This window comes from Methylotuvimicrobium sp., assembly GCF_050611805.1.
Classification (GTDB): domain Bacteria; phylum Pseudomonadota; class Gammaproteobacteria; order Methylococcales; family Methylomonadaceae; genus Methylotuvimicrobium.
Genome location: NZ_JBNGHF010000046.1, coordinates 1 through 25018, shown reverse-complemented (window position 1 = coordinate 25018; position 25018 = coordinate 1). Strand labels below are relative to the sequence as shown.

The window sequence follows — 25018 nt, the reverse complement described above, 5'->3', positions numbered from 1 at the left end:
CGGTATTTGTTAGGCGAAATCCTTAACCCAGCCTTAACAAATATAGTTCCTACGGTCTATATCATTAAATCATATGGATTAAAAAACATGCCAAAAATGGATTTGTAGTGCCATAATATTAAAATTACTTTAATATTCAAAAGCTTATGTTCTGATAATGTTAAAGCTGGGTTAATTGAATCCGTACATTAACGCTTATATTTTTCGCGGTCAAAGCTATAACTATCGAACCCTTTGTAATTATTCATCCTCCCTATCGTTCCCACGCAAAGCGTGGGAGCGTTATTTGCGGGGAATGAATAGTTACAAGCCTTTAGATACCATATTACAAGAGACGCCGTGAATAGTTAGGCTCGAGTCATATCTTTCTTTTAATTAAACACAAAATAATCAAGTCCTGTAAACATAAAAATGAGACTACGTTTATCTATTGCCGACTTAGGGCAGTCTTTTTCACTGATGATACTGGTTGGCCTTCTTTATTTTGTGTTTGGACTACTTGGCCTCGAATTGGCTCTATCTCCCAGTAAAGCCAGCGCCGTATGGCCTTCTGCAGGCGTTGCGCTAGGTTTACTTTTACTTCTTGGTTATCGGGTTTGGCCGGGAATCTTTATCGGCAATTTTTTTATTTCCGTTCTGGCATTCGGTTTCGACAACAATATGTTGGCCGTTTCCTTTGTCTCGGCAAGTGGCGCTTCGGTTAGCGCTTTAACCGGTCGTTATTTAATCGGTCGTATTGTTGGGTTTCCCAGCGTTTTGCTGGAAGACAAACATATCATTCTCTTTTTGTTATTCGGCGGGCCGGTTAGTTGTTCGATTCCTGCAACATTGGATGTTGCAGCGCTCACGCTGTGCGGAGTCCTCGGGCCTTCGGAAATCCCCATCAATTGGTTTATCAAATGGGTTGGCGATAGTATCGGCGTTTTTGTGTTTACGCCATTACTACTGATTGTTTTTGCCAGCCCTAAGTCGGTTTGGCGTAAACGCTTCTTTCCTGTCGGAATTCCTTTATTGTTAAGTTTTATGCTGATTATCGGTTTTTTCTTTTATGTGCAAAAACTCGATAGCAAACAGCACGATCAGGATTTCGAAAACCAATCGCTAATGTTAGCTGAGGCTCTTAAGCATAGAATCAAGCAGCACCAGCGCATTGTTTATGCAACCGGCAATCTTTTTATCGCCGACAATTCTCTGAGGCCTGATGATTTTAAATTGGCGGCTCGGCATGGTTTTGATGAATTTCCTGAAATACTATCCATCCGTTGGCAGCGTTACCGCATAAAAGAGAAGGCGCACTTCAAATTGCTTCCAGTCTATAGCGAGCATCGTGATGAGTCAATTTCGGTGCCGCTAGAGTTGTCGGAGCGGCGGCTTGATCAATTTGTTCGTGTTCAAAGTTCCGATTCATTAGTAAAAGCGATTATTGAACCCGCTAAGGGACATATTCATTTCCTGTTACCGATTTATCGGTCAACGAAAGAAAACCCACAAACTCCTATAGGTATTTTGTCAAGCACGGTTTCTACCGAAAGCATGATCCGACAAGCATTTAAAGGGCTCAATACAGAAGGAGTTTACCTCGCGATTACAGGTTCCGATTCCGAATCCGGTTACAGCATTATTTATAGCAATACCAATGATCATTTGCATAATAACTTTCGTAAATATTCGTTGTTATTGGGTAACCAGGAATGGCAGTTTTATTTTTATCAAGACCATAGCTTGGTTTACGCCCATTTTCATTGGCCGATGTGGTGGTTTTTGATAAGCGGTCTGTTATTTACCAGTTTGCTTGGAGTTGGATTGTTAATGCTAACCGGTCGGCATGTCAAAACAGAATTGGTCGTCAGTGAAAGGACTGCGGAATTGTTGAGTGCTAAACAGGCTGCAGAAACCGCTAATGAAGCTAAGAGTCAGTTTTTGGCAAAAATTAGTCATGAACTGCGCACGCCGCTGAATGGAATCATGGGATTCGCACAATTATTACAAAAATCGCCGGAAATTCCTGAAGCACAAAAACAGCAAGTCAATATCATCAGTCATTGTAGCGAAGATTTATTAACGCTGATTAACGATATTCTTGATATTGCCGCAATTGAAAGTAATAAAACTAAGTTTGTAATAGAGCGCTTCGATTTTGTAAGTCTTATTAATGACATTGTTGAGTTGTTTAGGTTAAAGGCCGCTGAAAAACAATTAGCGTTTGTTCATAATCAACATAATTTGCCGCAATTTCTTCAGGGCGATCAAAAACGCTTGCGTCAAATAATTGCTAATTTATTGGATAACGCAATTAAATACACCGATCGTGGGTGCGTTACATTGACAACGGAATATCAGAGCGATCAATTGATTATTACGGTATCGGATACCGGATGCGGCATAGCTAACGAGCATCTCAACTTGATTTTTTCCCCTTTTATTCAATTAAGAGGAAAGGGGCTTTACAAGGAAGGAATTGGCATTGGGTTGGCTATATGCAAGGAGTTGATCAAGCTCATGCAAGGCAGTATTTCTGTGCAAAGCGAGCAGGGGAGCGGCAGTGTTTTTACAGTGAATCTACCGCTGAAAACCGATTCTATAAAGGCTTCTAAAACTTCCGGTTTAGTCGTTCCTTACAATAAGCACTTCGGTAAATTACAGATTTTAATCGCGGATGATAATGAAATTAATTTAATACTGCTGAAACAGTTACTGTTGAAGCAAGATTGTGCAGTCGACTGCGTAGACAACGGAGTCGACGCCTTGAATATGATCCACAAATATCATTACAAAGTCGCTTTTATTGATCTGAATATGCCTGTTATGAACGGAATCGAACTGGTAAGATTGCTCAGACAAGAAAACAATGATATTCAACTGATCGCAATTAGTGCCTATGCCGATCGACGGACAATCAGAGAAGCAATCGATGCCGGTTTCGATCATTATCTAACGAAGCCTATCGATACCAACCAATTAAACCAACTAATCCACTGTTTCGATTATGACTAGATTAAAGTTTTTTTTATTTTTACTGATCGCAATTTTTAAGTCGCATTCGGTATATGCGGAGGAGTGGCCGACAATTGAGCTCTCCGGTATCGATCTGACTACAGTAAAACGCATTCAAATCAAGGAAGATCCGGTTTATAAAACCTCTAAAGAATACGAAGCGATTCCATTAGCGCAAGTTTTGAGTCGTTTTCCTGAAGCCGATCGAGCAGCTAAGGATAGGGTGGTCGTGTTTACAGCCAAAGATGGATACAGCGTTTCTATGGCGTTGGCGGACGCAATGTCGGAGCAAGGCTTTATTGCGTTTGAAGATAGCGAAGCGCCTTCGGGGCAAAAATGGCTGACTTTCAAATTCGGCAAAGAAACCACAACGCCGGCGCCGTTTTATTTAGTTTGGCCTAAGCAAGGGCTAGACAAATGGCGCTATCCATGGCCGTTCCAATTGGCATCGATTTCGTTGCAGCCGACATCGACTTATTTTGGTGCAGCGGCGCCGGCCAAAATAACAGATGATATTCGTACCGGGTTCAATTTGTTTTCGACTTATTGCATTCGTTGCCATTCGGTTAATTTGTCCGGCGGTCAAGTCGGGCCGGAACTCAATATTCCGAAAAATATTACCGAATATTTTATCGAGGCGGAGTTGGCCGGTTTTATTCTTAATGCGCCAGCTTACCGGTCGGGTACTAAAATGCCGTCTTTTGAAAAGAGTCTTGATCGGCAACAAGCAAAGGCGATCGTTACTTATCTAAAACATATGAAAAATGAAAAATCCGATACAAAATGAGTCATAGGTAAATTTATTTACCACAATTTTCATGGAAAAAAGCATTGTTTATAGTTTTCCCTATTTGACTAAGCATCTATTTCCTTTTGATTGAAAAACCGTCTAAGAATAAAAGGTATGAAATGTGTCTATCGAGAACTCCAGCCCCTAAATTATCGAAATTCGATCCAGCACTAAAAGGTCCGCGAACCGATTCCACATAAGCATCGCGATAGCGACACAAAACCTTATTAAGGAATTTTATTTTTTCTGTCGTGTTTTAATGCGTTTGCCCTCCGAGCCACCCCCATAGCTTCGTAAAGTTATCCATTTTTTGAATATAAAGGGAGTAATAAAAGGCAAATTTATTGCCCAATTTTTTATCATAGTACTTGCGTAGATTGTTGCGACAAGAGTTCGGCAAATTGGCCTGCAGTTACCGGATGACGGAAGTAGTAGCCTTGAAACCCTGTACAGCCCTTACTCTTCAGAAATGCCAATTGCTCGGCCGTTTCCACACCTTCGGCAATCATCGTCAAGCCTAAATGTTTAGCCATGTCGATCATTGTTTCGACGATGATCGCATCGTTCGGGTCGGTGGAAATGTCGCGAACAAAACTTTTGTCTATCTTCAATTGATTCAGCGGAAGTTGTTTCAAGTAAGCAAGCGAGGAATAGCCGGTGCCGAAGTCGTCAATCGAAATCGATAGGCCCAGCGCTTTCAAGGCTTTCATTTTTTCAATGGTATCTTCGATGTTAACGATAACAACGTGTTCGGTTAATTCTATCTCTAAGCAATCGGGAGTAATGCCTCTAACGCTCAGTGAATGTTCTATTTGATCGACAAAGTCGCTTTGCCTGAATTGATTCGAGCTAACATTAATTGCAATACGCGGCACAATTAAACCCTTTTGTTGCCATGATTGGATTTGCAGGCACGCTTCCATGATCACCCAACGCCCTAACTGTAAAATTAAGCGAGATTCTTCGGCAATTTTGATGAACTCAACGGGTGAGATCAAGCCTTTTTGGGGATGTTGCCATCTGATTAATGCTTCGGCTCCTATTATCTCGTTTTTGTCATTAAACTGGGCTTGGTAATTCAAAACAAATTGACCTTGATCGATCGCTTCTAAAAGCTCGTTTTCCATCTTAATGCGCAGATCGGCAGCTTCTTGCATGCTCGGATGAAAAAAGCTGATGCTGTTACGGCCGGAAGCTTTCGATCGATACATAGCAGTATCGGCTTGTTGCAGAATCCGGTCGGGATTATCGTCATTATCCGGAAACAAGGTTATACCGATGCTGGGCGAGAGTTGATGTTGGAATGCATCGAGTAGAAACGGTTCGTTTATTTTGGCATTAATTTTTTCGGCGACCGTTAGTGCGTGATCGGCTGCTTCCGATAAGTTTTTAGCATTGCAGTTGATCAGAACGATAAATTCGTCGCCGCCTAAGCGGGCGGCGGTATCTTCATCTCGCACAACCGATTCCAAGCGGTTTGCTACTTGAATAAGTAATTCGTCGCCGACATGATGGCCTAGCGAGTCATTCAAAAATTTAAAATGGTCCAGATCCATGAATATCACTGCGCCGAAATGGCCATGTCGTTTGGCGACAGCGATTTCTTTATCGAGACGATTGATCAACAAGCGACGATTCGGCAAGTTGGTTAAGGGATCGTAGAAGGCCAGATTGTGGATGCGTGATTCATTTTCTTTTTTTTCGGTGATATCGGAAAAAATTGACACGAAATGGCTAATTTCGCCAGCTTCGTTTTTAACGGCGGTAACTGTCTGCCATTCCGGATAAACTTCTCCATTCTTTCGACGATTCCAGATCTCGCCTTCGTACTGTCCTTGGCAAGCTAATTGCTTCCAAAACTCATCGAAACAATCGCGATTATGGTGTCTGGATCTTAAAACCGAGGGAATTTTACCAATGACTTCTTCGCTGGAATAACCGGTGATTTCAGTGTACGCGTTATTGACCCTTAAAATCCTGCCTTTGTTATCGGTAATCATGATGCCTTCCTGGGTTTGGAAGGCGGTTGCGGCTAAGCGTAATTGTTCTTCGTTGAGTCGTAGTTTTCGATTGCTTTGGTTTAGATCGTGCGTACGCTTTTCGACTTCGACCAGGATTAACTCGGTTTGTCCTGTGACAATCAAAAAACCGATACCCATTAAGCTGGTCAGCAGCATACCGCCGGCTAAAATACCCCAAACCGGCCAGGAATAATAATTTCCAAGAAAACCTAAATCGGGCGAAACTTGAATGAACCAGGATTGCCCGCCGATATTGAGCGGTTTTAACGTGGTGATGGCAAACGGATCCGGAATGGCGCGCTTAGGCTCTAACGGAAACAACCATTGTTGTTGACCGTCGGATGTTTTTTCGAAAAGCCTAATATCGATATATTCAACGCTTTTTCGAAGTAAGGCGTCTTCAATAAAACGCTCGATATCGAAAGCCTCGATAATATAGCCTTTTAAGGTCTGATCGGTCTCGAAAAAAGGCGTATAGATAAAAAACTGCTTGGAACTGTTACCAAATGACAATATTTTAGAGCTTCGATCGGTTGTTGCTTGAGGCTCCAGCGCTAACACGATTTCTTGGTGGCGTTTTTCCGAGATAGGATGGATGTCATCGAAATACTTTTTAGTCGAATACTTGATCGTCCATGCCGTTTTATCTTGATTTGCTTTTGAAGCTTCTAGCCATTCAATATAAGGAACGCCTGGATAAGTGTTGAAAACCCAATCCGAAAAAATTTGTAACGATTGGTAATCAATCGTATCGTTCGAACCGATTAATGAGTGGTAAAGCGACAAGGTATTTGCATGGGTCTTGTAATTGTCTTCTAAAGCGTATTGTATCGTTTCCGCCTTGCTTTCGATGATTTCCTGTAGGCGTAAGCCTTCTCGTTGATGAGCCAATAAGTAAGAAATTGCGACAAGGGCTAAACCTACTATCAAGGCTGTGCATAACGGTAACCAGCGTTTCGTACGGCTTTGTAAGGAAGGTTCAAAAATCGTCAAGAATAAAGGCGTGAAAACCACGATACCGATGCAATCTCCGAGCCACCAGGTTAAGAATCCGAACCCGAAATCCGATTCGACGATGACACCGGTTTCAATCAATGCATAAACGCTTAGTAACGCCGGTATCAATGTGGCTACCGGACCGGATAAGAGAAAAAACAGCATGATTTCTTTGGCGGAAATCAAAGGGTTCGGGTAGCCTACGATTTTTTTTACTAAAAAGGCTCCGGTCCAAGCCCTAAGCACGCTGTTTACCGGTGAACTGAGAAAAATCAAGAGTTGGCCGGGGGATTGCCATAAAGTCATGAAATCGTAGACTTCATAATGGATGGCTAATTCAGCCAAAAAAATAGCCGGTAATACTTTGTTTCCCCAGAGTAAAGTTGACGCAAAGCCGATACCGGCCGGTGGCCAGATTGCTGTTGCGTAACTGGGCGGCAAGGACAGCGGTAATGCCAATTGTCCCGCAAAATAAAACAGTAAAGCCGTTAATGCAATCCGACTCAAAGTCGAGTTAACGGAGGTTCTATGATTCAAGGTGAGTTGTCCTTCGCTTTATTGTGATTCGATCGTCGGTAAACAATCTATGCTGAATGTTATCAGAAAACCGGATGTCGATGATGTGATGACTTTGGCGGTGTTTAATCGGTAAAATAGGCATTTTAACATTTTAATCATAGACAATGCGCACCTCTCAATTCCCCCTCAATACCGTCAAAGAAACGCCTTCGGATGCCGAAATCGCCAGTCATAAGCTCATGATTCGAGCAGGCTTAATTCGCAAATTAGCCGCCGGTCTTTATACCTGGTTACCGCTAGGGCTTAGAGTCATGCGAAAAGTCGAAAAAATTACCCGCGAGGAGATGGAAAAAGCCGGCGCATTAGAAGTCTTGATGCCGGCCCTGCAACCCGCCGAGTTGTGGCAGGAGACAGGTCGTTGGGAACAGTATGGACCCGAACTGGCCCGCTTACAAGACCGCCACCAACGCGATTTTTGTCTGGGGCCGACGCATGAGGAAATCATTACCGATTTGGCGAGGCATGAGATTAAAAGTTATAAGCAGTTGCCGATTACCTATTATCAAATCCAAACCAAATTCCGGGACGAAATACGGCCACGATTCGGCGTGATGCGTTCGCGCGAATTCGTCATGAAGGATGCTTACTCTTTCCATCTCGATCAGGAATCCCTTCAAGAGACCTATCAAGTCATGTATCAGGCCTACAGCAATATCTTCAACCGCTTCGGTTTGCAATATAGGGCTGTGATTGCCGACTCCGGATCGATCGGCGGTGCGGTATCGCACGAATTTCATGTATTGGCCGAATCCGGAGAGGATGCGATTGCCTTTTCGACTAAAAGCGATTATGCCGCAAACATCGAAAAAGCCGAGGCGTTAATGCCCGCAGGCGACAGGGGGCCGGCTACCGAATCTCTCAATCTAGTGGACACTCCGGATCAACATTCGATAGAAGAAGTCAGTGCTTTTTTCGGGATTGCCAAATCCTGCTGCCTAAAAACTTTGATCGTCAAAGGCGAAGAAGACGAGTTAGTCGCTTTGTTATTACGAGGCGATCATGAATTGAATGCGATCAAGGCCGAAAAAATTTCCGGTATCGCAGCTCCCTTGCAATTAGCCGACGAAGAGCAAGTGCTGTCTGTTTGTAATGCAAAGCCCGGCTCGGTCGGTCCTTTCGGTCTGAAAATTAAAATCATTGCGGATCGTAGTGTCGTCTCGATGTCCGATTTTGTATGCGGAGCCAATCAAGACGGCAAGCATTACCGCGGCGTGAATTGGCAGCGGGATATTCCTTTGCCTGAACAAATCGAGGATTTACGCCTCGTGGTCGAAGGCGATCCGAGCCCGGACGGACAGGGCACGATTACGATTGCTCGAGGTATCGAGGTAGGTCATATTTTTCAACTGGGTACGAAATACAGTTCGGCGATGAAAGCCGACATCATCAACGAAGGCGGTAAGAATCAGACAATGATCATGGGGTGTTACGGCATCGGTATTTCGCGGATTGTTGCGGCGGCGATCGAGCAGAACCATGACGATAATGGCATCATCTGGCCGGCTCAATTGGCTCCGTTCCAAGTGGCCTTGTGTCCGATGAATATGCATAAATCGGAACGTTTGCGTACGGCAGTCGAAAAATTGTATCGAGAACTGCTCGACGCCGGAATCGAGGTGTTATTTGACGATCGAAAAGTCCGAGCCGGCTTCATGTTTTCCGATATGGAATTGATCGGTATTCCGCATCGTGTCGTAATCGGCGACCGCAGTCTCGACTCCGGCATGATCGAATACCGGGCTCGGACTGCGAGTGAAAGCCAAGAATTGCCGATGACTGAATTAATACCTTTTTTGTTGCAACAATTGAGTTGATGATTCGCTACGAATAGCGGTGATTCTGAAATTGAGCATTATCGCTGCATTTAGAGCGTGCGGCGTACTAAATGCAAAAATCTTCGCCCAGTACTAATGATCAAAATGTGAAATAACTAACATAAATTAAAGGTTTTGGTAAATATCGAATCCAAAGTGTGAATTCGTCACAAAAAAGCAGCATGGACTCAGGTTAGTCTGTGCTGAACATTTTTTAAGGATGAGTTCAAATGAAATTTTTACCGAGACCGATCATTTGCGAACGCTGTGGCGATGAGATTTTGCCATCGGAACAAAGCCGGCCCGACGATTGCATTTGTCCTTGGTGCCGGCATATGATGATGGAAGCAAGCGAAATTCATCAAAAAAACAAAAGAAAGCGTTCCCCTCACTTAATTTTGCTTAATCATCGCAACTGAACCCCCCAGCAAAGTTAATAGCTCCAAGACGTTATTTATACGAAACCCTTAGGGCTTCGATGGCGGAGCCTTTCGGAAATTGACAGATATCCTTTTTCTGCTTTAGAGTGCCGCTCTGACCGAATGCTATTGTGTGATAAATAATATAACTAATCAGGAGCGCATAAAATGGCAAAACCATTGATTCAATTGGCATTAGATTCTTTGGACTTCGACAAAACCCTGGAACTTGCTTCGCAAGCGGCACCTTATGTCGATATCATTGAAATCGGTACACCCTGTATCAAGTTCAACGGACTTGAATTGGTCAAGGAAATTAAACGCAGATTCCCCGATAAGTTGTTACTGGTCGATCTTAAAACGATGGATGCCGGTGAATACGAAGCCAGTCCATTCTATGAAGCCGGTGCGGATATCTGCACGGTACTTGGAACATCGGGAATTTCAACTATTAAAGGCGTTATTAACGCGGCAAAAAAATATAATGCCGAAGTTCAAGTCGATTTGATTAATGTCGAGGATAAAGCGAGTTGTGCTGCGGAAGCCGTGGCGGCCGGTGTGCAAATTATCGGCATTCATACCGGCATCGATGCCCAGGCGGCCGGTCATACACCCTTTACGGATTTACAAGATTTATTGCGCTTAGGGCTCAATACTCGAGTATCTGTTGCCGGCGGTATCAAGCCCGAAACTGTACGCGATGTTGTTAAAGCCGGAGTTGACATAATTGTCGTAGGCGGCGCAATTACAGGCGCGCCATCTCCAGCCAATGCCGCTAGAAAAATTCAACGCTTGGTCAATAGCAAGGGCACTCATCGTGAATTTGTCGTCGATAAGATTTCGGATGTCTTATATGTAACCGATGATTCTTATGATAGAAAACTGACGAGCATGCTCGATCAGGCGCGCCGAATTTTTGTTTCAGGTGCGGGACGGTCGGGCTTGATTGGCCGCTTTTTTGCCATGCGGTTGATGCATAGCGGTTACGATACCAGTGTGGTCGGCGAAATCGTTACCCCCAGCATCAAGCAAGGCGATTTGCTGATTATTATTTCCGGCTCCGGCGAAACCGAACAACTCGTTGCCTTTACTAAGCGGGCACGAGATATCGGCGCACAAATTGTGCTGATTTCAGCGAAAAACGAGTCGACAATCGGCGACATGGCCGATGCCGTGTTTAGAGTCGGTAGCCCGGAACAGTATGGCAAGGTTGTCGGTATGCCGATGGGTACGGTTTTCGAACTTTCAACTTTGGCATTTTTGGAAGCGACCATCTCTCATGTCATCCACGAAAAAGGCATTCCGGAGGAAGAAATGAGATCGAGACATGCGAACCTAGAATAAGTTTCGTCGAGTAACGTCTACCGAGATTGCGGCATACGGAAGTGCCTATCGTGGCATATCCGAACTTGGGGTTCCGATTAGGTATGCTCATCGTAGATCAAAATTCGGCACCTGGGTGACCATCAAAGGCCCGGCACCTAAATCCAGCACCTAAATTCCATAGGTCTTTGGCAATGATTCAAAATCATGGCTTATTTAGTTGCTGGATGAATTATCCAAGATAATTAACCATAGACAATGGGCAATGGAATTTAGGTGCTGGGCCTACCAAGCGAGTTCCCGACTCCTCAGCAAAGCTCATAGTTCCAGGGCGTTATTTATCACGAAATCCTTAGCAGCGGGGACCTGTACTAAAGCTTGAGGCGTATAGCTCCAAACCCCCTGCTTTACGATTGTCTTGGAATCGTCTATTCCTTTTATCCCATATTATTAAGACGCGCTTTAGCGCATCCCTTCCTTAGCTTTGGTTTCTCAAGGCTAATTTCAAACAGACTGCTCAAGCAACCGTTGTTATAATAGCCGGCATTGTGTGTCGGTCAAAGATGTTGATCGGTACTTCGCAGTGTAAGGCTGTTAAATTTCGATTAGCCATTCTTTATAGTTTTCGATAGCGTACTTTATTCAGGAGATAAGTGTTTTGGCACAAATGCAGGATATTACCAGCCCAATGACATTGCTGGAAAAACGAGCAACCGGTTCATTGGCGGGCATTTACGCATTAAGGATGTTAGGATTGTTTATGATTATGCCGGTGTTACCGTTGTTTGCCGAGCATTTGGAAGGATCCACGCCGCTTTTAATCGGATTATCGGTTAGTATTTATGGATTAAGTCAGGCATTATTGCAAATCCCTTTCGGGCTAATGTCCGACCGCTTTGGGCGAAAAAAATTAATTATCCTGGGCTTATTGTTGTTTGCAGCCGGCAGCGTGCTTTCGGCGATGTCGACGACGATTTACGGCGTGTTATTCGGCAGGGCGTTGCAAGGTTCAGGAGCCATCGCAGCAGTCATTATGGCCTTGGTCGCCGATTTGACCCAGGAGGTCCATAGGACGAAAGCGATGGCCTTGATTGGTATCAGTATCGGCGTTTCGTTCGGCATCGCGATCTCTATTGGACCTGTCCTTGCCGGTTATGTCGGTGTTGAGGGTATCTTCTGGTTGACGGCGCTGCTCTCGTTAGCGGCAATAGTCGTCATCGTTTATATCGTTCCGAACCCGATACAATCAAAAGTTCACCGCGATGCCGAACTGATTCCGGGCCAGATAAAGCATGTGTTAAAAAATGCCGAGCTGCTAAGATTCAATTACGGTATCTTTATTCTGCATTTGATATTAACGGCCAGTTTTATTGCCATTCCACTATTGATGAGGGATGCCGGATTAGGCGGCAGTCAACATGGACAAGTCTATTTGCCTGTGTTTATCGTTTCTTTATTGGCCGCAGTACCTTTTATTATTTTGGCTGAAAAAAAGCGTAAAATGAAACCCGTTTTTATCGGTGCGATTGCTGTTATCGTTGTATCTGAATTAGGTTTACAGTACTTTCATCAAAGTTTGACCGGGATCATTGTTTTTCTTTGGTTGTTTTTTTGCGGTTTCAATTTGCTCGAAGCCACGTTACCTTCATTGGTTTCCAAAACCGCACCGGGTGACATGAAAGGAACGGCTATGGGTTTTTATTCAACTTCTCAATTTTTAGGTGCTTTTTTAGGCGGTGCGCTTGGAGGCTGGAGTTATGGCGAATTCGGAGGTAGCGCTGTTTTTATCATGAGTGCTATAGCGGGAGCGAGTTGGTTGGTAGTATCTTTTACAATGAAACCGCCGCGTTATCTTGCCAATATGCTGATTTCCATTAGCAATCTTACCCGAATTCAAGCCGAGCAACTCACTGAAGAGATCCTCAGGGTTACCGGAGTTGAGGAAGTGAAGCTGCATTTCGGCGAAGGGGTGATTTATCTTAAAGTCGATAATCGGTTATTGGATAAGGAACGTTTACAGTATTCGATAACTCAGTTTGATTCCTGATAATTTAAACGATTTTTTGCTATTTTATGACGTATCCTAAATTTTTAAATGGGTCACGGATTCGCTTAAGGATCTCGCGATCAATGACTTCCTCAAGCTATGAGCTTTGTCGGAAAATCCATCAGACAGAAATATTCCGGTACTAAATGCTTCCTGATGAGCCGTTAGGTTGATTTATCGGGGTTACTCATGGAAAGCTACCCTTGAGAGTTTATATAGGGTGTTGAAATTTACCGATTCTCATGTCGGATAGAATGACTGCTTTATGGATTTTGAGAAAATAACTAGGACTTTATAGCCTATGATTATCAACAAATTCGTAACTATTCAGCCCCCGGCAATTATCGTTCTCACGCTGGAGCGTGGGAACGATAGCGGGATGTGAATAATTACACAAATTCCAAGATAGCTTGAGCGCCGTTGGGTGCGCATCGCGCATCTTTCAAAAATATTTTGAGTTTAAAAAGCGGGAATACGGCAATTAGCTAAAAGCAGCTTTTTTCGACAGCCTAGAGTTTTATATTTTTTGATCAATCGTTTTTCGGAGAAAACATGCTAAACAAAGTAACATTAATCGGCAACCTCGGGGCCGACCCCGAAGTTCGCTATATGCCTAGTGGCGAAGCGGTAACAAATATCAGTCTAGCCACGACGATGCGCTGGAAAGATAGACAAACCGGCGAGCGGAAAGAGTCTACCGAATGGCATCGCGTGGTTTTTTTTAGAAGACTCGCCGAAGTTGCCGGCGAATATTTAAAAAAAGGCAGTCAGGTCTATGTTGAAGGCCGCTTGCAAACGCGAAAATGGCAAGGTCAAGACGGACAAGACCGTTACACGACAGAAATCGTTGCTAACGAAATGCACATGCTGGGAAGCCGAAGCGGCGGCACCGCCAATTATTCCGATAATCAAGGTGCTTATTCGTCACAGAGCACAGCTCCAGCACAATCTAGACCTCAATCTACACCCTCAAACTCAGCGCCACCGCCTTACGACGATTTTGATGACGATATCCCGTTTTGAATCATTGAGGGCAAATTTTTGTATTCAATCTCGTGACTTTCGCGGATACCCCAGCGTCGAATTTTGATCTGCGATGGTATAAAAGCGGGCGACTCAAATGAGTTTGCTCAATGTTCTGATTGATTATCCATTATTACGAAGAGGTTAAATGTGGATATAGCGTCGTTAATCGGCTTTTTATTGGGCATAGGGATTATTACGGCCGCCATTGCTACCGGCGGCGATGTTATGTTGTTTGTAAATCTGCCCTCCATATTAATCGTCATAGGCGGTACTTTCGGCGTATCGTTGATGCGTATCCCGATATCCGATTTTTTAAGGTCCTTCGGTGTTTTAGGGAAAGCTTTTTTAAATAAAAGGGAAGACCCTGCTGTGTTGATCGAAGAAGCCGTAAGGCTTTCCGATGTCGCTCGAAAAAACGGTCTACTAGCCTTGGAAAATGAGGCTATTGAGAACGAATTTATGAGAAAGGGTATCAATCTATGTGTCGACGGGCATGATCCTGCTTTCGTAAAAAAAATGCTGTCTCAAGAAATTAACCAAATGATATCGCGTAACGAAGTAGGGCAAGATATGTGGAAAGGGGTCGGCGATTTAGCGCCGGCAATGGGTATGATCGGAACATTGGTCGGTTTAGTGCAAATGCTTGCAAATATGTCTGATCCGTCGAGTATCGGTCCTGCGATGGCCGTTGCCTTGCTGACGACACTTTATGGTGCATTAGTAGCAAACTGTTTTGCACTTCCGATCGTCGACAAACTATCTAAGGTCATGCTTTATGAAAAAACCAACAAAGAGCTTATTTTAGAAACGATTTCCGGTATTCAAGAGGGTATGAACCCTAAGGTTCTCGAGTCTTTGTTGAATTCCTATATATCCGATAAAAAGCGAAAAACCGATAATGAATAGGTGAAAAATGGCTGACGAATGCCCTAAATGCCCCCCGGTCGGAGCACCCGCATGGTTGGCGACCTTTGCCGACTTAATGTCGCTGCTGATGTGTTTCTTTGTGTTGTTGTTATCATTTGCGACCATGGATACCATCAAGTTTAAAAAAATGGCCGATTCGATGATCAATGCTTTTGGCGTACAGAAGGATGTTCCGGCATACGATATTCCAATGGGGACCAGTATTATCGCCCAGCATTTTTCGCCGGCACCGACCGAGCCCACTCCGCTAGAGGAAGTCAAGCAGACGACTATGCAAGACTCGCCGAACTTGGAAGCGGCAAAAAAACAGTTAATGGAATTGACACAGGCTGAAATTGAGGAGCAGGCAGAAAAAATCAGAGAAGATTTAAAAGAGGAAATCAAGATGGGTTTGGTTTCGGTGGAAACGGAAAATCTGAAAATCATTATTCGCATTAGCGAAAAAGGATCGTTTCCATCCGGTAGTGCGGTGCTCAATACCGGATTTGAGCCCGTATTGACTAAAATTACCGCATCGGTTAACGAGTCGCCCGGGAAAGTTCTGGTGTCGGGGCATTCTGACGACAGGCCGATTAGAACGCAGATGTATCGATCGAATTGGGAATTGTCTGCTTCTCGTGCCGTAACCGTTTCTCATTTCATGCTAGACCAACCGAGAACAGAACCGTCACGATTCGTCATTCAAGGTTATGCCGATACCCGTCCGTTAGTGCCTAACGATTCTCCTGCAAACCGGGCGCTTAATCGAAGAGTCGAGATCGTTATCGTGCAAGTAGAACCAGGCGCCGAAGAAGCAGGCCAAGAGTTTGTCGAGTAATATTGGGGGTGGCGAAGGCGATGCATCCAAAAAATATATTTCATTTCCAGGAAATTTAAATGAATCGGGATAAAGATAGACGGCGTTTTTTTCGCATTGATGATCAGGTTAATCTTTACTATAAAAAAGTAGATGAAGCGACTGCCACGCCAGCTAGTCATATGAGCGATAACGTATTGGGCAACTGTTCGTTGTCCGCCGCTTTGGAATTGATTTCACAAGAATCTCGTATCATGATGCATCGGCTCGATCGGACTATGCCGGATGTGGCCGATTATTTGAAATTAATTGAAAGTAAAATTGATTTGATTTCTCAGGCGATCATGATGCAAGGCACCGATTTTAAAGAGAAGGATACTCGCAATGCTAATTTAAGCGCATCCGGATTGGCTTTCGAATGTGCGGAGGTCTTAGCGGTCGGCGATTATCTGGAAATTAAAATGCTATTGGTTTCATGTATGGCTGTCATTGTCACTTATGGAAGAGTTATTTATTGCAAACCCAAAAAAAATCCTGAAGGCATTTATTCTCATATTATCGGTGTCGATTATATCAATATGAAGGAGCAAGATCGGGAGCTGTTGATTAGGCATGTCGTTAAAAGACAAATGCAAAAACTTCGCGAAAATAAAGAGCCTTAGTATTGACTTTAGGGACTTTCACAAAGTCCTTAATTATTTTGGCGGATAAAACGATAATTCTATTTTTACTGTGCAGTGACAATTACCGATCAACAAAAAAAAATCCTGGAGCTTCTTGCCGATGGCGAATTTCATTCAGGCCCCGTTTTAGCCGATATTCTCGGTGTTAGCAGATCGGCGGTTTGGAAACAGTTACACAACTTAACCGAACTAGGCTTGGAGCCCATCGCAGTAAGCGGCAAGGGCTACCGCCTGAAACGGCCGATCGAATTTTTAAGCAGTGAAAAAATCGAATCCGTGCTAATGGATAATGTTCGTTTAAACATTTCGGATTTAAACATCCATGACCGGCTTGACTCAACGAATAACCATTTGATCAACCTTGCTAAAAGCGCAGCCCGGTCCGGAACGGTTTGTTTGGCTGAGTTTCAAACTGCAGGTAAAGGCCGGCGAGGCAGGTCTTGGGTATCGCCGTTCGGTTCAAATATTTACCTATCGCTCTTGTGGCACTTTCACAACGGCCCCTCTGCTATTTCAGGCTTGAGTCTTGCTGTCGGCGTTTCCGTGATCAGGGCCTTGGCATCCTTAGGTTTATCCGGTATCGGTTTAAAATGGCCGAACGATATTTATTGGCAGGAACATAAATTAGGCGGGATACTCATCGAAGTGACCGGAGAGACTCATGGGCCTTGCGCGGCTGTGATCGGTATTGGGTTGAATATTTATATACCGGATCGTGAAGCGGCAATGATCGATCAAGCTTGGATTGATTTAACTCGGATTATGGGAGGGATATCCATTTCGAGAAATCGTTTAGCCGGAACGCTGTTGAATGAATTATTGCCGGTACTTGCCGATTATGAAAACCATGGCTTAACACCTTACTTAGATGAATGGCGAACTTATGATTGCCTGGAAGGGCGTCCTGTCGTTATCTATCATGGCGATTCTGCAATAACAGGCAATGCTGGAGGAATCGACAATAATGGCTTGTTTTGTTTAATGACTGCCGACGGCAAAGCCTGTTGTTTTGCATCCGGCGAAGTAAGTTTTAGCAAGAATTGACCGAATGGACTTATTGGTCGATATAGGTAACTCTCGTGTAAAGTGGGGATATAACGATATTCGTTTAGAACCGGGAGTGCCTGTTATTCATCAAGATAGTGATTTTGAAGTCCGGTTGTTTTCGATTTGGCGAACCTTGCCGAAATCGCCGCAACGTATGGCTATTTCCTGCGTGGCTTCGAAGACCGTTCTAGATCAGGTTAAGACAATTGCTCTAGACTTGTGGCCCTCGTTGTCCATAATCCAAGCTCATTCCGTAGCCGAAGCGTATGGTGTTCGAAATGCTTATGAATTTCCGGAAAAACTGGGCGTGGATCGTTGGTTGTGCCTGATAGCGGCTAGGCATTATTGGTCGGAACCGGTATGTATCGTCGATTGCGGGACAGCCATTACCATTGATGCGATGGACCGAAACGGTTGTCATTTGGGAGGGCTTATCTGTCCGGGTTTAATCCTTATGAAGCAATCTCTGTCAAATGGCACGGCCAATTTACAGTTTTCCGCACAAAGCGGTTTGCCGAACTTGGCTCGAAATACGAGCGATGCTATTGATAATGGCGCCCTTTATGCCGTTATCGGTTTGATCAAGAGCGTGATAGCAGATTTAAACAAGCCTGTTAAGGATGTAGCCGTAAATAACTCCCCCATTTTACAGAGAGATCGGTTGCTTGATTGGCTGGTGTCGGCGGCAGAGAAAGCTGTCGCCAAGCCTACACGAACGTATTCACGGCGTCCTGTTAAGCGAGTTGCCGAACCCTCAAAAAAGGTCATAGTTCCAGGGTGTTATTTATCACAAAATCCTAAGTTAGTTTTAACCGGTGGAGACGCGGGCGATATTGCCCCTCATCTTGATAATGTATCTTGTGTTGTACCGGACTTGGTCTTAAAAGGCTTGTCATTGATTCTCGCGGAATAAGCTATGAAACTATTGGCCTTATTGCTAATAATACTCAATATCACTTTTTTTTTATGGCAATATCATTCCGGCGCTATTTCATTGGAGCGTGATGTTCTCATCGATACAGCGGACACAGGACAGCAAATTACCTTAATTTCGGAACTAAACGACTCATCGAGCCTTAAGCAAGCGCGATCCGGGTTATTATGGTGTGCTGCCGGTACGGCGATTGAACAATCGATTCGCAGTGCTATATTCGTTTCAGATTTTAGTTTAGCGCCTTCTTCGGGGGCAAGATCCGATTTGCTTCTAGCCGAATGGCTCGATGTGCATTTCGTTTCACATCAAATGTCTCCAACGCGGCCAAAAGAATCACCCTCCATTATCGCTTCCAACGATGCCTCGATAGCCTTGACTAAGGAAACTCCAACACCCCCAAAAACCAATATTTCGGATGAAACTAATCGTCATGCCAGCCAAGTGATTGAGCGAACAGAAATTGACGCCGCAAACGGTCTGCTTGTTAAAAAACAAGAAATTCTGCCCAAAAAAAATAAGGTCGACTCTAGTATGTGTTATGAGGCCGGGCCGTTTGATACGATGCAGCAATTTTACAGCTGGCGAAAACAGACGGGCATCAATTCCGCTTCGATCAAATCTGTGAGAAGGGAAGAGCAAAAGATTAGCGATTACATGGTGTACTTGCCGGCCGGTGAAACTTATGAACAATCATTGGCAAATGTTGAACTTTTGAAACAAAAAGGAATTACCGATTATTGGCTGTTCCGGAAAGGCGAAGTTAAAGGAGATATTTCATTAGGTGTTTTTTCTAGCGAAATTAGAGCGGAGACTTATAAAAAACAATTGGCAACCAAAAATCTGGACGCTTTAATTAAACCTCGCTATAAAAAAGCTCAACGAATTTACGCTCATATTCATATCAAACAGGAATACGAAGACAATTTGATTATCATCCGCGACCGATGGCAGAAAACGCATCCTGACTTTGCCATCAAGGTCAATAACAGCTGTGTTTTTAATTGAAAAAAGCGCTTTAGCCCCCTGCTTCTACCATAGAAAATTGTAAAGGAATCAACATTCCTTCTAGCGATAATCGCAGGATCATAGAGCCGCAGATCATATTTCGTTAGCAATCGGGCTTTAACTGAGCTTGATACAGCGTTAGAATAGCCCTTCTAAAATTATTGTGATAGTTAAGGTAAAGTTAAGGATTTAATTTATTGACTTTAATCATTACGAATAATACCTATAATTAAATCGTACCGATTTATTCTCCTGATTAATTATCGCTTGCACATGAAAAAAATGTTTAAAAATTTGTTCGCTGTAATCGCCATGGTTACGTTAATGTTCACGGTATTTTCCGTAAACGCGTCAGGAAAAAACTTATCTCTAAAGTCATCGGCAGCGATTGTCATGGATCAAGAAACGGGAATGATTCTTTACGAAAAAAAATCGCAAAATGTCATGCCTATCGCTTCCATTACCAAATTGATGACGGCAATGGTGTTGCTTGATTCCAAGCCTAACTTAAATAAATCCATTACGATTTCGAAACAGGATATCGACACATTACGTCACAGTCGTTCGCGTTTACCTGTGGGAACAAAATTAACACTAAAGGAAATGATGAGGTTGGCGCTGATGTCGTCCGATAACCGTGCGGCTTCCGCTTTATCCCGGTCCTATCCCGGCGGTAAACCCGCTTTCGTCAAGGCCATGAATCGTAAGGCGCGAGCTCTCGGATTAAAAAAAACTCGTTTTCGCGATCCTACCGGTTTGTATACTGAGAATAAGTCAACAGCGAGGGATTTAGCCAAGCTTGTCGCCTACGCGACTAAATACCCATTGATTAGAACGATGACGACCACAGAAAGTCATACTCAAAAAGTCGGCAAGCAATTGCTTAAATATAATAATACCAACATTCTGACTAAAAATCCTAATTGGAAAATCGGTCTATCGAAAACCGGTTTTATCAATGAGTCCGGCAAGTGCCTCGTCATGCAAACCTGGATAAATAACAGGCCAACGATCGTTGTATTACTCAATTCATGGGGTCAATTGACGCCGGTTGGCGATTCTAATCGAATCAAAGAATGGATGAGCGGTATTTCGGTGGCCGAGTTACAAAAAAGAGGGTGATTCATCCGCTTCTAATTGTATATGTCGATAAACATTAACGTATTCAAGCGCCTTTTTATAGGCATGTCATTCTGTTTATTGTGTTCTTGTCAGCTTTTGCGCGGGCCGGATACGATATCCTCACTCGAATTTTCACCGATTAGGGAATTTCCTTTATTCGATGGTCAAACAATTATTGGTGTTGCTGCGCAAATAGAAACTGATGAACAAGATTCTTTGCTGGTAATCGGTCGGCATTTCGGTTTGGGGTATGATGAAATAACCCGAGCCAATTCTAACCTAGACCCATGGTTACCGGAGCCGGGCAGTAGAGTACGTTTGCCATTGAGATTCATTATTCCCAAAGCGCCTCGAAAAGGTGTTGTGTTGAATTTAGCGGCTAAGCGACTTTTTTTATACAACAAAAAAAACGGTCATAAAGTGCTGACCTACCCAGTCGGTATCGGCCGGGAAGGATGGGAAACGCCACAAGGCTTGACCCGAATTACTGCGAAAACTGCGAAGCCTAGTTGGACGGTTCCCGAATCGATTCGACGCGAGCATGCCAAAAAAGGCGATCCTTTGCCTAGAGTTGTCCCCGCTGGCCCGAACAATCCGCTTGGGGACTATGCTTTACGATTAGGTTTTCCCGGTTATCTGATCCATGGCACCAATAAACCCTATGGCGTCGGCATGGAAGTAAGTCATGGTTGTGTTCGGCTATATCCTGAAGATATTGCAAAGCTATTTCGGCATGTCACTGTCGGCTCACAGGTCAGGATTGTTAATCAGCCTTTCTTAACCGCATGGGATGGCGACACGCTTTTTTTGCAAGCTTATCCGCCTACGGATAAAGATCCGAAACAAGTCAATCGACTTGTTCAGGACTTGATGGCGCGCTTGCAAAAAATTGAACAAGAATCCGGTCAACCGATCGATTGGGATAAAGTTCAGGCGGCAATCGATCGTTCCGATGGCGTTTTAACACCTATTTTAAATGACGATACAGATGATTTTTATTTGACCATATCGCGTCCCTCGATCAAGTTTAATCGGCCGATTCCCAAGGCAATCGATGCCGATGCATGGAAACTGAGCGTGGCAACATTGCCAAATGAGAAGCAAGCTCGTCAATTCGCAGCCATGCTGAATCATCAAGGTCCTCCAATTCCAGCGCATGCCTTTGCTACAAACGTGATTGCAGGGCCTTTCTCTAGCTCTCAAGATGCGGCTTCGGCAAAAAAACGCTTGCTATCGGAGTTTTCGATTACCTCGCAAGTCATGGAGCCCGGTAAAATGGTCGAAATTCCTCAGGCATCTCAAGAAAACACTATTTTTACTAATCTACTGACTTTTTTCGATTGATACCAGTCGGTTAATTCACCCATTTTGATCATTCTTCCCCGTATTTAGAGGATGAGAAGTAGGTTCGTCGAGAAATCCAGCACCACCAACTCCTCATATATACGTTAATATCGGTATCAAGCTAGAAATTAAGATACCAATTGATTGAAATGATGTGACTCATAAAATCTTGAGCAGTGGCTTTATAGATATATTGATTCATATAGCCGATTTCGGTTCTGATGTGCTCATCAAAATTATACCCAATGCCGGCGAAGGCTCGGTTTTGATCGAAACCGTTCACAGATTTCCAATCAGTTTTATTAATGTCGATAAAAACTTCGTTAGTCGCGACCAAGCTAAAGTTAGGTGCAAAAGTCAAAGGCAGTGATATTTTAAACAATTGACGATAACGCCATCCGACATCGTTACCGATTTGCATAAACCGTTGTTCTAATCGGCTACGACTGCTGAATGTTCCGAAAGAAAACGGTTGATTCCATAACAGTTGCTGCCAAATGCGATGTTCATCGAAGGGCTCACTTACAAAGGGTTCTTCGGTCGGTATAAACGCATAACCAAGCCACATAGTCAGTGTTTCACTGAGCGCATAGCCTAAACCGGTTCGCAGCATACCTTGCGAAACTTGCGACGTGTCGTTGCCGAATCGACCCTGGCCCTCCAGCCAATATCGGTACTTTGAAAGATCGGGATCGATTGCATCTAGGCTTCCAATAGCCGTAACAGTGCCCCAAGTTTGAAAATCTTCCTTAGGGCCGGCAATCAGATCATTGCCATGAAAGAAACAGAATACTAATAATAAACTAGATAAACCTAAATAATATTTTTTTAACATTCCTGTATTTACCGTGAGTGATGATGACGCCATATTATGGCGATGATGAAAGTTCATACCCTTTTTGAGTCGAACTTCGGCGCGACACGCTAGAAAATGCCTTAATACGCATCCATCTGGCTCTGATTATACCTTTCGCACTTCAAATTTCGGCAGTGCCTAAGGAGAGGCACAGGGGGCTGGCAAAGAGTCTACATGGACGTATTCACGGCGTCCTTTGGCGGGCCCCAGTGCCGAATTTTGATCTACGAAGGATATTTTGTTAAGAGTCATTTATTGAACATCGCGCGAAGGCATAAAGCATAAAATTTAGTCCGATAAATAATATTCAATCGTTGAAACGACTCGTATTTTTTTTATATGCGGATTGTTCGTATCGCGAGGTTCGATAGAAAATTGTCCTTGTGACGCTCGTTTAATCTTGCCGAGTTTGCTGCTGGAGTCTTCGGCAAATTTTTCTGCGACTTCACGGGCTTTGGTGGTCGCCTCTTCAATCATCTCAGGTTTTATTTGATTGAGTTGCGTAAATAAGAACTCGGTTCGATTTTGGTAATCCTGCGCCGTAAAGACAATGCCTTTTTTACCCAATTCCAGTAAACCGTTCATAGCGGAACGTACCTGATCCACATTGGTAGAGTAAACTGTGACGGTTTGTATCGCACTGTATCTGAATTCGACTTTTCCGCTATTTTGATAACTTTGCGCAGACTTATCGGTAATGGAGGGTGTTGAGACAGAGACTTCAACTTCAGCAACACCGGTTTTTTTCAGAAAAGCTTTGATCGTTTCTGTGTTTTTTTCAAGAGCCTCGTAAAGTAAGCTAAGCTCGTTATCCGCAACCGTAAATTGAATCGGCCATATCACGATATCAGCAGGAAATTCTCGTTCCGACAATCCTTTAACAGTGACGCTACGTTCAAATTCTTTGAATTTAATCGCGGCATGGCTCAGTAAGTACCCCAACGAGAACAATCCTAAAAATAAAAAAAGCCCTATGATAAAGGCACTGATCGGTTTCTTTTCGTCCATTATTTGTTCCTCGCTGCTCGCTTCATTGGTAAAGTATGCCTAAGGCATTGCATTTTGCCAAGTCGAGTCAAGCTTTAATCGAATCACGACATCATGCAAAGTACCCTGCATGCTCCTGAAAATATTACATTACGGCGAATGATTCCAAATGGATTATCGTAAAAATAGCAGTTGAGAGCCTAAAGCTACCGTTCACCCTGAGCCTGTCGAAGGTGAACGGTAGCTTTAGGCTTCACCAAGCCGGTGAAAGTGTTGCAGACCCTTCATGCTTCGACTTTACTCAGCACGAATGGTCTACGACCTATGCCAACTTCTCTTTTTAGGATTACACCAACTCATCCATGGAGGCTTGACGGCAGCTTTCCCTGCCGCCGACACCTGCCAATCGAGCAACCAAACCCTCCGTAAAATAGGAAAGTTATTTACGACCAAATCCTAAGATCGTTTATAAGCTTTTTCAATAAGTCATATATACCTTTCGCACTTCAAATTTTGGCAGTGCCTTAGGAGGGGCCAGCATGGAGCTGGCATAGAGCCTACAGGGACGTATTCACGGCGTCCTTTGACGGGCACCCCGGTGCCGAAAATGTGTATCGAGGCGTGCGGCAGTAGCCATTATTGGGCTAGTGTTAATGGCCAATTAAACAGGGCCATGAAGTGATGTTATTGAACGCGAAGTTTGTCATGAGCTTCGTGGTCGGCAATAAGAATGATTTTAACGATACCCAAGCGATTTTTGATGCGGTGAGCCGGCCCAATAAGCGGGTGGTGGCGATCAAAACCGAGATATAGCAAGATATGCAACTGCTTCATAATCTACGGCAGGATCTGGTCAAACGACGAACTGCTGTAGTGAATCAGATTCGTGGAGCCTTGCTGGAGCGCGGTATTGCCATTCATAAAGGGGTCGATCAAGTCAGAAAACAATTGCCTGATATTTTAGAAGATGCCGAGAACGGACTGACAGCGCTGTGTCGAGAGCTGATTGCGGAGCAAGCTGAGCGGTTGAGAGAATTGGATAAGGCGATTAAGGAGCAAGACACACGGCTGGGCAGGCTCAGTCAAGCCGATGCATTAAGCCGGCGCATGCTGGATGTTCCCGGGGTGGGTCCGATCACCGCCACGATTGTGGCATCTGATATCGGGGACGGCAAAGGCTATGCCAGTAGCCGAGATTATGCGGGAGTCTGGGCCTGGTTCCCGCGCGGTGGTCAAAAACTGTGCTGACAAAACGGATCAACTCAGCCGGTGGCTGCAGGCCTTGGTCGAGCGCCGCGGCTTTAACAA

At 44.1% G+C, this 25018-nt stretch carries 20 protein-coding genes; 17 read left to right on the top strand and 3 right to left on the bottom strand.

Annotated elements, in window-relative coordinates:
* The first annotated feature begins 411 nt into the window (after window positions 1-411).
* Both ACRJJO_RS17595 and ACRJJO_RS17590 read left to right on the top strand, forming a co-directional pair.
* Window positions 412-2994, top strand: a complete 2583-nt coding sequence (locus tag ACRJJO_RS17595; RefSeq protein ID WP_431066938.1) for an ATP-binding protein — start codon at window positions 412-414, stop codon at window positions 2992-2994.
* Window positions 2987-3781, top strand: coding sequence for a c-type cytochrome (locus ACRJJO_RS17590; protein ID WP_431066937.1), 795 nt, complete (start codon window positions 2987-2989; stop codon window positions 3779-3781). The genes ACRJJO_RS17595 and ACRJJO_RS17590 overlap by 8 nt, the downstream gene beginning before the upstream one ends.
* Before the next feature lie 362 nt (window positions 3782-4143).
* On the opposite strand, the gene ACRJJO_RS17585 is transcribed toward ACRJJO_RS17590, so the two are convergent.
* Window positions 4144-7338 (bottom strand): EAL domain-containing protein, encoded by a 3195-nt coding sequence (locus ACRJJO_RS17585; RefSeq protein ID WP_431066936.1) that lies wholly within the window; start codon window positions 7336-7338, stop codon window positions 4144-4146.
* Between the two features lie 146 nt (window positions 7339-7484).
* On the opposite strand from ACRJJO_RS17585, the gene ACRJJO_RS17580 reads away from it, so the two are divergent.
* The 13 genes from ACRJJO_RS17580 (at window position 7485) to ACRJJO_RS17520 (ending at window position 21867) form a co-directional block, all read left to right on the top strand.
* Window positions 7485-9194, top strand: a complete 1710-nt coding sequence (locus ACRJJO_RS17580; protein ID WP_431066935.1) for a proline--tRNA ligase — start codon at window positions 7485-7487, stop codon at window positions 9192-9194.
* Between the two features lie 230 nt (window positions 9195-9424).
* Window positions 9425-9613: a hypothetical protein gene (locus tag ACRJJO_RS17575; protein WP_431066934.1), complete on the top strand. Its 189-nt coding sequence runs from the start codon at window positions 9425-9427 to the stop codon at window positions 9611-9613.
* A 168-nt stretch (window positions 9614-9781) separates the two neighbouring features.
* On the top strand, window positions 9782-10957 hold the full coding sequence (gene hxlAB / locus ACRJJO_RS17570) for a bifunctional 3-hexulose-6-phosphate synthase/6-phospho-3-hexuloisomerase (RefSeq protein ID WP_431066933.1): 1176 nt from the start codon (window positions 9782-9784) through the stop codon (window positions 10955-10957).
* 646 nt (window positions 10958-11603) lie between these two features.
* Window positions 11604-12983: an MFS transporter gene (locus ACRJJO_RS17565; RefSeq protein WP_431066947.1), complete on the top strand. Its 1380-nt coding sequence runs from the start codon at window positions 11604-11606 to the stop codon at window positions 12981-12983.
* Window positions 12984-13535: 552 nt separating this feature from the next.
* Entirely contained in the window at window positions 13536-14006 is a 471-nt protein-coding gene (gene ssb, locus ACRJJO_RS17560; protein ID WP_404355190.1) for a single-stranded DNA-binding protein, read from the top strand.
* A gap of 150 nt (window positions 14007-14156) precedes the next feature.
* On the top strand, window positions 14157-14915 hold the full coding sequence (locus ACRJJO_RS17555) for a MotA/TolQ/ExbB proton channel family protein (RefSeq protein WP_125219425.1): 759 nt from the start codon (window positions 14157-14159) through the stop codon (window positions 14913-14915).
* A gap of 7 nt (window positions 14916-14922) precedes the next feature.
* Window positions 14923-15753, top strand: a complete 831-nt coding sequence (locus ACRJJO_RS17550; RefSeq protein WP_431066932.1) for a flagellar motor protein MotB — start codon at window positions 14923-14925, stop codon at window positions 15751-15753.
* Window positions 15754-15812: 59 nt separating this feature from the next.
* Window positions 15813-16394, top strand: coding sequence for a PilZ domain-containing protein (locus ACRJJO_RS17545; protein ID WP_404355186.1), 582 nt, complete (start codon window positions 15813-15815; stop codon window positions 16392-16394).
* A 75-nt stretch (window positions 16395-16469) separates the two neighbouring features.
* On the top strand, window positions 16470-17459 hold the full coding sequence (birA, locus tag ACRJJO_RS17540; RefSeq protein ID WP_431066931.1) for a bifunctional biotin--[acetyl-CoA-carboxylase] ligase/biotin operon repressor BirA: 990 nt from the start codon (window positions 16470-16472) through the stop codon (window positions 17457-17459).
* A gap of 4 nt (window positions 17460-17463) precedes the next feature.
* Window positions 17464-18375 carry a type III pantothenate kinase gene (locus tag ACRJJO_RS17535; RefSeq protein WP_431066930.1) on the top strand — a complete coding sequence of 304 codons (912 nt, stop codon included), beginning with the start codon at window positions 17464-17466 and terminating at the stop codon, window positions 18373-18375.
* Between the two features lie 3 nt (window positions 18376-18378).
* Window positions 18379-19401, top strand: coding sequence for a hypothetical protein (locus ACRJJO_RS17530; protein ID WP_431066929.1), 1023 nt, complete (start codon window positions 18379-18381; stop codon window positions 19399-19401).
* A gap of 273 nt (window positions 19402-19674) precedes the next feature.
* Window positions 19675-20523, top strand: a complete 849-nt coding sequence (locus ACRJJO_RS17525; RefSeq protein ID WP_431066928.1) for a serine hydrolase — start codon at window positions 19675-19677, stop codon at window positions 20521-20523.
* A gap of 63 nt (window positions 20524-20586) precedes the next feature.
* On the top strand, window positions 20587-21867 hold the full coding sequence (locus ACRJJO_RS17520; protein ID WP_431066927.1) for a L,D-transpeptidase family protein: 1281 nt from the start codon (window positions 20587-20589) through the stop codon (window positions 21865-21867).
* A 121-nt stretch (window positions 21868-21988) separates the two neighbouring features.
* Here ACRJJO_RS17520 and ACRJJO_RS17515 read toward each other — a convergent pair whose 3' ends face one another.
* Window positions 21989-22702, bottom strand: coding sequence for a DUF2490 domain-containing protein (locus tag ACRJJO_RS17515; protein WP_431066926.1), 714 nt, complete (start codon window positions 22700-22702; stop codon window positions 21989-21991).
* A gap of 309 nt (window positions 22703-23011) precedes the next feature.
* Window positions 23012-23731 (bottom strand): SIMPL domain-containing protein, encoded by a 720-nt coding sequence (locus tag ACRJJO_RS17510; protein ID WP_431066925.1) that lies wholly within the window; start codon window positions 23729-23731, stop codon window positions 23012-23014.
* Window positions 23732-24388: 657 nt separating this feature from the next.
* On the opposite strand from ACRJJO_RS17510, the gene ACRJJO_RS17505 reads away from it, so the two are divergent.
* Window positions 24389-24523: a hypothetical protein gene (locus ACRJJO_RS17505; protein ID WP_431066924.1), complete on the top strand. Its 135-nt coding sequence runs from the start codon at window positions 24389-24391 to the stop codon at window positions 24521-24523.
* 60 nt (window positions 24524-24583) lie between these two features.
* Window positions 24584-24958, top strand: a complete 375-nt coding sequence (locus ACRJJO_RS17500) for a hypothetical protein (RefSeq protein ID WP_431066923.1) — start codon at window positions 24584-24586, stop codon at window positions 24956-24958.
* Window positions 24959-25018: the final 60 nt, after the last annotated feature.

Excerpts from the sequence above, each read along its gene's own strand:
- ACRJJO_RS17595 (WP_431066938.1), top strand. The coding sequence starts at position 412 with ATGAGACTACGTTTATCTATTGCCGACTTAGGGCAGTCTTTTTCACTG.
- ACRJJO_RS17590 (WP_431066937.1), top strand. The coding sequence starts at position 2,987 with ATGACTAGATTAAAGTTTTTTTTATTTTTACTGATCGCAATTTTTAAG.
- ACRJJO_RS17580 (WP_431066935.1), top strand. The coding sequence starts at position 7,485 with ATGCGCACCTCTCAATTCCCCCTCAATACCGTCAAAGAAACGCCTTCG.
- ACRJJO_RS17575 (WP_431066934.1), top strand. The coding sequence starts at position 9,425 with ATGAAATTTTTACCGAGACCGATCATTTGCGAACGCTGTGGCGATGAG.
- hxlAB (WP_431066933.1), top strand. The coding sequence starts at position 9,782 with ATGGCAAAACCATTGATTCAATTGGCATTAGATTCTTTGGACTTCGAC.
- ACRJJO_RS17565 (WP_431066947.1), top strand. The coding sequence starts at position 11,604 with ATGCAGGATATTACCAGCCCAATGACATTGCTGGAAAAACGAGCAACC.
- ssb (WP_404355190.1), top strand. The coding sequence starts at position 13,536 with ATGCTAAACAAAGTAACATTAATCGGCAACCTCGGGGCCGACCCCGAA.
- ACRJJO_RS17550 (WP_431066932.1), top strand. The coding sequence starts at position 14,923 with ATGGCTGACGAATGCCCTAAATGCCCCCCGGTCGGAGCACCCGCATGG.
- ACRJJO_RS17545 (WP_404355186.1), top strand. The coding sequence starts at position 15,813 with ATGAATCGGGATAAAGATAGACGGCGTTTTTTTCGCATTGATGATCAG.
- ACRJJO_RS17535 (WP_431066930.1), top strand. The coding sequence starts at position 17,464 with ATGGACTTATTGGTCGATATAGGTAACTCTCGTGTAAAGTGGGGATAT.
- ACRJJO_RS17530 (WP_431066929.1), top strand. The coding sequence starts at position 18,379 with ATGAAACTATTGGCCTTATTGCTAATAATACTCAATATCACTTTTTTT.
- ACRJJO_RS17525 (WP_431066928.1), top strand. The coding sequence starts at position 19,675 with ATGAAAAAAATGTTTAAAAATTTGTTCGCTGTAATCGCCATGGTTACG.
- ACRJJO_RS17520 (WP_431066927.1), top strand. The coding sequence starts at position 20,587 with ATGTCATTCTGTTTATTGTGTTCTTGTCAGCTTTTGCGCGGGCCGGAT.
- ACRJJO_RS17515 (WP_431066926.1), bottom strand. The coding sequence starts at position 22,702 with ATGTTAAAAAAATATTATTTAGGTTTATCTAGTTTATTATTAGTATTC.
- ACRJJO_RS17510 (WP_431066925.1), bottom strand. The coding sequence starts at position 23,731 with ATGGACGAAAAGAAACCGATCAGTGCCTTTATCATAGGGCTTTTTTTA.